The organism is Accumulibacter sp., from assembly GCF_029255125.1.
Lineage (GTDB): Bacteria > Pseudomonadota > Gammaproteobacteria > Burkholderiales > Rhodocyclaceae > Accumulibacter.
In genome coordinates this window covers 40,180-48,838 of the sequence record NZ_JAPUVR010000079.1, presented here as the reverse complement: position 1 = coordinate 48,838, position 8,659 = coordinate 40,180, and the positions used below count along the sequence as shown (strand labels likewise).

At 62.7% G+C, this 8,659-nt stretch carries 10 protein-coding genes; all 10 read left to right on the top strand.

Annotation, left to right across the window (positions count from 1 at the left end):
• Positions 1–204: 204 nt before the first annotated feature.
• The 10 genes from mnmG (at position 205) to atpA (ending at position 8,648) form a co-directional block, all read left to right on the top strand.
• A complete protein-coding gene (gene mnmG / locus Q1L59_RS04600; protein ID WP_300328691.1) occupies positions 205–2,109 on the top strand; it encodes a tRNA uridine-5-carboxymethylaminomethyl(34) synthesis enzyme MnmG in 1,905 nt (634 codons plus the stop codon).
• Complete coding sequence (gene rsmG / locus Q1L59_RS04595; protein WP_300328680.1) at positions 2,109–2,756, top strand: 16S rRNA (guanine(527)-N(7))-methyltransferase RsmG; 648 nt, start codon at positions 2,109–2,111, stop codon at positions 2,754–2,756. Before mnmG ends, rsmG begins: the two co-directional genes overlap by 1 nt.
• A gap of 1 nt (position 2,757) precedes the next feature.
• On the top strand, positions 2,758–3,570 hold the full coding sequence (locus Q1L59_RS04590; protein WP_300328677.1) for an AAA family ATPase: 813 nt from the start codon (positions 2,758–2,760) through the stop codon (positions 3,568–3,570).
• A complete protein-coding gene (locus Q1L59_RS04585; protein WP_300328673.1) occupies positions 3,567–4,406 on the top strand; it encodes a ParB/RepB/Spo0J family partition protein in 840 nt (279 codons plus the stop codon). Before Q1L59_RS04590 ends, Q1L59_RS04585 begins: the two co-directional genes overlap by 4 nt.
• Positions 4,407–4,425: 19 nt before the next feature.
• The gene (locus Q1L59_RS04580) at positions 4,426–4,911 is read left to right on the top strand and encodes an ATP synthase subunit I (protein ID WP_300328670.1); all 486 of its coding nucleotides are present in this window, start codon (positions 4,426–4,428) and stop codon (positions 4,909–4,911) included.
• Positions 4,912–4,925: 14 nt separating this feature from the next.
• Positions 4,926–5,699 (top strand): F0F1 ATP synthase subunit A, encoded by a 774-nt coding sequence (gene atpB, locus Q1L59_RS04575; protein WP_300328688.1) that lies wholly within the window; start codon positions 4,926–4,928, stop codon positions 5,697–5,699.
• An 85-nt stretch (positions 5,700–5,784) separates the two neighbouring features.
• The gene (atpE, locus tag Q1L59_RS04570) at positions 5,785–6,045 is read left to right on the top strand and encodes a F0F1 ATP synthase subunit C (RefSeq protein WP_300328686.1); all 261 of its coding nucleotides are present in this window, start codon (positions 5,785–5,787) and stop codon (positions 6,043–6,045) included.
• A 42-nt stretch (positions 6,046–6,087) separates the two neighbouring features.
• The gene (locus Q1L59_RS04565; protein WP_300328667.1) at positions 6,088–6,558 is read left to right on the top strand and encodes a F0F1 ATP synthase subunit B; all 471 of its coding nucleotides are present in this window, start codon (positions 6,088–6,090) and stop codon (positions 6,556–6,558) included.
• Positions 6,559–6,562: 4 nt separating this feature from the next.
• Positions 6,563–7,099, top strand: coding sequence for a F0F1 ATP synthase subunit delta (locus Q1L59_RS04560; protein WP_300328664.1), 537 nt, complete (start codon positions 6,563–6,565; stop codon positions 7,097–7,099).
• 10 nt (positions 7,100–7,109) lie between these two features.
• A complete protein-coding gene (gene atpA / locus Q1L59_RS04555) occupies positions 7,110–8,648 on the top strand; it encodes a F0F1 ATP synthase subunit alpha (protein ID WP_300328661.1) in 1,539 nt (512 codons plus the stop codon).
• The last annotated feature ends 11 nt before the right edge of the window (positions 8,649–8,659 follow it).

The window sequence follows — 8,659 nt, the reverse complement described above, 5'->3', positions numbered from 1 at the left end:
CTGCCATGGGTTTCGCTCCAGGTTAAAGTCACCCATCGCTATTTACCTCACCTCCGCTCATTTGTCTAGTGCCGAAGGCCAATGCCGACCACCCCGGCGCCAGTCGCACTTTCGATTGCACCCTGGCCTGTCCCCGTGCCGCGAACTGACGTAGAATCACTGGCTTTTTCGCTGCTTCCTTCGCCGCAAGAGACTGCGCCAATGATGCTTTTTCCAGAGCGTTTCGATGTCATCGTGGTCGGTGGCGGGCATGCCGGTACCGAGGCGGCGCTGGCTGCGGCGCGCATCGGGAGCAAGACGCTGCTCTTGACGCACAATCTGGAGACGCTCGGCGCGATGAGCTGCAATCCGTCGATCGGCGGCATCGGCAAAGGGCATCTGGTGAAGGAGATCGATGCTCTGGGCGGCGCGATGGCGGCGGCCTGCGACGAGGCGGGGATTCAGTTCCGCATGCTCAATTCGAGCAAGGGGCCGGCGGTGCGAGCGACGCGCGCGCAGGCCGACCGCGTTCTCTATCGGCAGGCGATTCGTCGCCGGCTTGAGGAAGAGGCCAGGCTGACGATTTTTGCCCAGGCCTGCGACGACCTGATTCTCGACGGTGATCAGGTGGCCGGGGTGGTCACCCAACTCGGCATCCGCTTTTCGGCGCGGGCGGTCGTCCTCACCGCCGGGACCTTCCTCAACGGGCTGATCCACGTCGGGTTGGCGAACTACACGGGCGGGCGGATGGGCGATCCGCCGGCGGTTTCGCTGGCGGCGCGCCTGCGCGAATTGCAGTTGCCGGTCGGTCGGCTGAAGACCGGCACGCCGCCACGCCTGGACGGCAGGACGATCGACTTTGCGCGCCTCGCCGAGCAGCATTCGGACGATCCGCTGCCGGTGTTTTCTTTTCTCGGCGATGCCGGCCGACATCCACGCCAGGTGCCGTGCTGGATCACCAGCACGAATCGGCAGACGCACGACATCATTCGCGCCAACCTCGATCGCTCGCCGATGTATACCGGGGTCATCGAAGGCGTCGGGCCGCGCTACTGCCCTTCGATCGAGGACAAGATCCACCGCTTCGCGGGCAAGGACAGCCACCAGATCTTCCTCGAACCGGAGGGGCTGACGACCCACGAGATCTATCCCAACGGGATTTCGACGAGCCTGCCCTTCGATGTGCAACTGGCGATCGTGCGCTCGATCGACGGTCTCGGCAATTGTCATATTCTGCGTCCGGGCTATGCCATTGAGTACGACTACTTCGATCCGCGCGGCTTGAAGGCTTCGCTCGAGACGAAGGTGATCGGCGGGCTCTTCTTCGCCGGGCAGATCAACGGTACGACCGGCTACGAGGAGGCAGCGGCGCAGGGACTGCTTGCCGGGACGAACGCGGCGCGCCTGGTCCGTGAGGAGGAAGCGTGGACGCCGCGGCGCGACGAGGCTTATCTCGGCGTTCTCGTCGACGATCTGATCACGCGCGGCGTGTCGGAGCCGTACCGGATGTTCACCAGCCGCGCCGAGTATCGCCTTTCGCTGCGCGAGGACAACGCGGACGCGCGGCTGACCGGCGTCGGGCGCCGCCTGGGTCTGGTCGATGACCAGCGCTGGCAGGCGTTCAGTGAGAAACAGGAGGCGATCGCGCGGGCGCAGGAACGGCTGAAGTCGACCTGGCTGTCGCCGCGCAGCCTGGTCGAGGCGGACGCGGTGAGGCTTTTCGGCAAGCCGCTGGAACGTGAGTACTGCCTGTACGACCTGCTCCGGCGGCCGGAGGTGGGGTACGCGCAACTCATCGGCGTGTGCCCGGGCGAGCTCGGGCTGAGCGAGGCGGTGATCGAGCAGGTCGAGATTCAGGCCAAGTACCAGGGTTACATCGAGCGCCAGCAGAGCGAAGTGGCGAAGGCGCTGGCGCATGAAGACGCGCTTTTTCCCGACGACTTCGACTTTGCCGCGATCAGCGGTCTGTCGCGCGAGGTGCAGCAGAAGCTCGCGACGCAGCGGCCGCAGACCTTGGGGCAGGCCTCGCGCATTCAGGGAGTGACGCCGGCAGCGGTTGCCATCCTGCTCGTGCATCTCAAGCGCGGCGAGGGCGAACGCGCGCGTCAGCGCGCCGGCGGTGCGGCCTGATGCAGCCAGCCGAGCAACTCGCGAACGGCCTGGCGCGGCTCGGTCTCGAACCGGCGCCCGGGGTCGCAGCGAAGCTGCTCGCCTACCTTGATCTGCTCGCCAAGTGGAACCGGACGTACCGCCTGACCGCGGTGCATCAGGTGGCGCCGGCGATCAGTCAGCATCTGCTCGATTCGCTCGCCATCCTGCCGCACCTGGTCGGGCCGACGCTGCTCGATGTAGGCAGCGGCGGCGGCATGCCTGGCTTGCCGTTGGCGATCTTCCGGCCGGATCTGCGCGCAGTGCTGCTCGACGCCAGCGCGAAGAAGGCGGCGTTCCTGAAACAGGCGGCAATCGAGCTGGATTTGACCAATATTGCCGTACACTGCGGCCGTGTCGAGGACTACCGGCCGGCAGCCGGTTTCACCACGATTACCGCACGTGCTTTTTCGACGCTCGCCGAATTCGTCACTGCCTCGCATCACCTGCTGGCCGATGGCGGCCGTTGGCTGGCGATGAAGGGCGTGCGGCCGACTGAGGAAATGGCGCATTTGGCGGCCGACGTGCACGTCGAGGCGGTCCATCGCCTGGTCGTCCCGGGCGTTGCTGGCGAGCGGCACCTGGTCGTGCTGGCCAGTCGGCGCGCCGGGCAAGAGGGGGAGAGGTAATTTGACGAAGATTCTTGCGGTAACCAACCAGAAGGGCGGCGTCGGCAAGACGACGACCGCGGTCAACCTGTCCGCCTGCCTGGCCGAATTGGGCCAGCGCGTGCTGCTCGTCGATCTTGACCCGCAGGGTAACGCGACCACCGGTTGCGGCGTCGGCAAGCGAGCGGCCATGCCGACCGTCTATCAAGTCCTGATTGGCCGCTCGACCGTGGCGGAAACGCGCGTGCAGACGGCATTCGCTTTCACCGTGCTGCCGGCGAATCGCGACTTGGCAGGTGCGGAAGTCGATCTGATCGAGCTCAAGCAGCGCGAGTATCGCCTGCGCGATGCTCTCGGCGCGGTTCGCAGCGAATACGACTACATTCTCCTCGACTGTCCGCCGGCGCTCAACATGCTGACAGTGAATGGGCTGGTCGCAGCCGATACGGTGATGATTCCGATGCAGTGCGAGTACTACGCTTTGGAAGGCTTGACCGACCTGGTCGCAACGCTCAAGAGGATTCGTGCCAATCTGAACCCGGTGCTTGAAATCGAGGGGCTGCTGCGCACGATGTTCGATCCGCGTTCGACCTTGACCCAGCAGGTGTCGCGCGAACTGGAAGGGCATTTTGGAAGCAAGGTCTATCGGTCGATCATTCCGCGCAACGTGCGACTGGCTGAGGCGCCGTCGTACGGCAAGCCGGCGATCGCTTTCGATCGCGCTTCGAAGGGCGCCCAGGCGTATCTGCTGCTGGCGCAGGAGATCCTCGAACGGCGCTCGGCGAACCGCCCGGTGGCGACCGACCAGCGGCAGCAATCAGGAGCTGAGGCATGAAACTGAAGGGTCTGGGGCGTGGTCTCGACGCCCTGCTCGCCGGCAACGAGGCGCAGAACAGGGAGCAGCAGCGAACGCTGCCGGTAGACAGCATCCAGCCCGGCAAATACCAGCCACGCACCCGCATGGACGCCAACTCGCTCGAAGAGCTGGCCGCCTCGATTCGCGTGCAGGGCCTGATGCAACCGATTCTCGTTCGTCCGCTGAACGAGGATCGCTACGAGATCATCGCCGGCGAACGCCGCTGGCGGGCGGCGCAGATGGCCGGTCTGAGCGAGGTGTCCACGCTGATCCGCGACATCCCGGACGAAGCGGCGCTGGCCATGGCGCTGATCGAGAACATCCAGCGCGAGGACCTCAACCCGCTGGAAGAGGCGCTCGGCCTGCAGCGCCTGATTGACGAATTCTCGATGACTCATCAGGAGGCGGCGGACGCCGTCGGGCGCTCTCGTCCGGCCGCTTCCAACCTGTTGCGCCTGCTCCAGTTGGCGCCGCCGGTGCAGGAATTGCTGATGGCCGGCGAACTCGACATGGGCCATGCGCGTGCGCTGCTGCCGCTCGCCGGTGCCTTGCAGGTGCAATTGGCGCAACGCGTCGTGCTCAAGGGTTTGTCGGTACGCGAGACCGAGCGTCTCGTGCAGTATGCGCTACGCCCGCCGAAAGAGGCGGCGCCGAGCAAGCCGGACCGCGACGTGCTGCGCCTGCAGGAGGAACTGTCCGACCTGCTCGGTGCTCAGGTCGCCATTCGCGCCAACCGGCGGGGGGCCGGCAAGCTGCTCATCGAGTTCGCCGACCTCGATCAGCTTGAGGGAATCATGCAGCGTCTGCGCGCTTGACGCGTCGCACCATATCGGCTTGTCGCAAGCTCGTCCGGAGTGCCTGAAAGGCGCGCTACAACAAGGAATCGAAACTTTTTTGCATGTGCGGTTTGCGTCCGCTATGCGAGTCTGTTATGCTGCTAACGTTTTGGAGGAACTGGCCGTGCATCCTCAAGTTCGTTGGGTTTTGCGCAGCCAGTTGCTGGTAACGTTGCTCGCTGGGTTGGTGGCGGGACTTACTCTGGGGATGAACGCAGCTGTGTCTGCTGTGCTGGGTGGCGGCATCGCAATCGCAAGTGCACTGGCCTACGCCTGGCGGGCATTACGCTCAGCGAGGGTGGCTGTCGACGCGAGAAGGGCACTCAACGCACAGGTGCTGGGCGAAGGTTACAAGTTCGCCGTCACGCTGCTGCTCTTTTCCCTGGTGTTCACTGCTTATGCCGCGCTGGTCCCCTTGCCCTTCTTCCTCGCGTATGCAGCGACAATCGTTGTTTATTGGATCGCGCTGCTGCGGCAGCGCTAGGCGAACAGGGGGAAATTATGGCTTCGGGCGGAGCGCTGACGACCAGTGAGTATATTGTCCACCACCTGACCAATCTGACAGTCGGGCACGGCTTCTGGACGTTTCACCTCGATACGCTGATTGTCTCGGGGCTGCTCGGGCTGCTGGCCTTTGTCGGCATGGCCAAGCTTGCCGCCAGGGCGACTTCCGGGGTTCCCGGGAAATTGCAGGCGACGGTCGAAATGGTCCTCTCCTTCGTCGACCAGCAGGTCAAGGATACCTATCACGGCAAGAGCCCGCTGGTCACGCCGATGGCCATCACGATCTTCGTCTGGATTTTCCTGATGAACGCGATGGACCTGATCCCGGTCGATTTCCTGCCGCTCCTCCTTGGTTTTGCCGGCGTGCATTACTTCAAGGCAGTGCCGACGACCGATCCCAACCTCACGTTCGCTGCCGCGCTGACCGTGTTTGTCGTCATGATGGTGATGAACGTCAAGGTGAAGGGTGTCGGCGGCTTCCTGCATGAAGTCTTCACCGTACCCTTCGGCGCCAAACTCGCCCCGCTGAACCTTCTTTTCCGGATCATTGAAGACATCGCCAAGCCGATCTCGCTCTCGCTGCGTCTGTTCGGCAACATGTACGCCGGCGAAATGGTCTTCATTCTCATCGCGCTGATGGGTTTGTGGCAGTTGCCGCTGGCTTTGCCGTGGGCTCTTTTCCACATCCTGATCATCACCCTGCAGGCGTTCGTGTTCATGATGTTGACCATCGTCTATCTGTCGATGGCCAGCGAGTCGCACGGCTGATTGCGCCATCCGGTCACCAGTTTGGTTCACGTTGTCCTTGTTTAACCCATTTAGCATGTTTTATTAGGAGAAACTAATGGAAGCCCTGTCCACATTGCTTGGTAACACCGCCATCGCCGTTGCTATTTTGATCGGTGCGGGTGCACTCGGTACCGCTATCGGTTTTGGTCTCCTCGGTGGCCGCTTCCTGGAAGGTGCTGCCCGTCAGCCAGAAATGATCCCGACGCTGCAGGTCAAGATGTTCATCGTCGCCGGTCTGCTCGACGCGGTGACGATGATCGGCGTCGGTATCGCGCTCTTCATGCTCTTTGCCAACCCCTTCATCGCCGTTGTCAAGGCCGGTTGATCGCTTCTTCCTTCGCTTCAACTCTTGTAACAGGAGGTTAGCGTGAACATCAACGCAACGTTGCTTGGCGAGGCGATCTGGTTCGGCGTCTTCATCTGGATCACGATGAAATACGTCTGGCCGCCGGTGCAGAAAGCGATCGCCGATCGCCAGAAGCTGATCGCCGAAGGGCTGGCTGCCGGCGAACGTGGTAAGCACGATCTGGAACTGGCTGGGAAGAAATCTGCCGACGCACTGCGCGAAGCAAAAGCGAAGGCGGCAGAGATCGTTGGCGCGGCCGAAAGGCGCGCCGCACAGATGATCGAAGAGGCGAAAGGGGCAGCCAAGATCGAAGCCGACAAGGTGGTTGCTGCCGCGAAAGCCGAGATCGCTCAACAGGCGGAGCACGCCAAGGCTGAGCTGCGCAATCGCGTCGCCGATCTCGCCGTGGCCGGTGCCGAGCGCATCCTGAAGCGCGAAGTCGACGCCAAGGCGCATGCCCAGATGCTGGTCGCGCTCAAGCAGGAACTCTGACACCATGGCTGAACTCGTCACCATCGCGCGCCCCTACGCCGAGGCGGTATTCCGCGTCGCGCAGGAAAACAACGCGCTGGGGGTTTGGTCCGAGCGGCTTTCGCTCCTTTCCTCGATTGCCCGGGACGAACGGATGCGCTCGTGCATCGGTAATCCCGAACTGTCGGCCGTGCAGAAGAGTGCGCTCTTCAAGTCGCTGATTGGTCAGGCGCTGGGAAGTAGTGAAGCCAATCTGATCGACGTGCTCGCCGCCAACGAGCGGCTCTCGGCCTTACCCGAAATCGCGGGCCTTTTCGAGGCCCTCAAGGCGACCCAGGAAGGCGTCAAGGAAGCGACGATCTATAGTGCGTTCCCGCTCGACGAGGGGCAGCGCAAGGCGTTGATCGCGGATCTGGAAACGCGCTTCAAGACCCGGCTGACAGCCGAAGTGGTCGTCGATCAATCGCTGATCGGCGGCGTCAAGATTGTGGTCGGCGACCAGGTTCTCGATACCTCCGTACGCGGAAAACTGGAGAGCCTGAGCTTGGCGCTCAAGAACTAGGAGAAATTCCATGCAGTTGAATCCTTCCGAAATCAGCGAACTGATCAAGAGCAAGATCGACAATCTGACGATCAGTTCCGATTTGCGCACCCAGGGGACCGTCGTTTCGGTGACTGACGGGATCTGCCGCATCTATGGCCTGACCGACGTCATGCAAGGCGAAATGCTCGAATTTCCGGGCAATACCTTCGGCATGGCCCTGAACCTCGACCGCGACTCGGTGGGCGCAGTCGTACTCGGTGAGTATGACGAGATCAGCGAAGGCGACACGGTAAAGACGACCGGTCGCATCCTGGAAGTCCCCGTTGGTCCGGAACTGCTCGGCCGGGTGGTCAACTCGCTGGGCCAGCCAATCGACGGCAAGGGCCCAGTCAACAACAAACTCACCGACAAGATCGAGAAAGTCGCGCCGGGGGTCATCTGGCGCAAGTCGGTTGCGCAGCCGGTGCAGACCGGCCTGAAGTCGATCGACGCGATGGTGCCGATCGGGCGCGGCCAGCGCGAACTGATCATCGGCGACCGGCAGACCGGCAAGACGGCCGTTGCGGTCGACACGATCATCAACCAGAAGGGCCAGAACCTGATCTGCATCTATGTCGCCGTCGGTCAGAAGGCATCTACGGTTGCCAACGTCGTACGCAGGCTCGAAGAGAACGGCGCGATGGCCTATACGATCGTGGTTGCCGCGACCTCATCCGAATCGGCTGCGCTGCAGTACATCGCGCCCTATTCGGGTTGCACGATGGGCGAATACTTCCGCGACCGTGGGCAGGATGCGCTGATCATCTATGACGACCTGACCAAGCAGGCGTGGGCCTACCGCCAAGTCTCGCTGCTCCTGCGCCGTCCGCCGGGGCGCGAAGCGTATCCGGGGGACGTGTTCTATTTGCATTCGCGTCTGCTCGAACGTGCTGCCCGAGTTTCCGCCGAATGGGTCGAGAAGTTCACCAACGGCGAAGTCAAAGGCAAGACCGGTTCGCTCACTGCGCTGCCGGTCATCGAGACGCAGGCGGGCGACGTCTCTGCCTTCGTTCCGACGAACGTCATTTCGATTACCGACGGCCAGATCTTCCTTGACACCGACCTCTTCAATGCAGGTGTTCGCCCGGCCATCGACGCCGGTATCTCGGTTTCGCGCGTGGGTGGTGCGGCGCAGACCAAGGTCATCAAGAAGCTTGGTGGTGGCGTGCGCTTGGCGCTGGCGCAGTTCCGCGAACTCGCTGCCTTCGCCCAGTTCGCTTCCGACCTCGACGAAGCAACCCGCAAGCAGCTCGACCGCGGGCGCCTGGTGACCGAACTGATGAAGCAGCCGCAGTACTCGCCGCTGTCGATTTCTGAGATGGCGATCACGCTGCACGCGGTCAACAAAGGCTATTTCGACGATCTCGACGTGCGCAAGGCACTCGCCATCGAGAAGCAGATGCACGGCTACATCAAGCAGAAACACGCCGACCTGATCGCGAAGATCGAAACGTCCAAGGATCTTGACGCTGACGCTGAGCAAAAGCTCACCAAGGCGATCGAGGAGTTCAAGGCCACGCTGGCCTGATCGATCGAGGA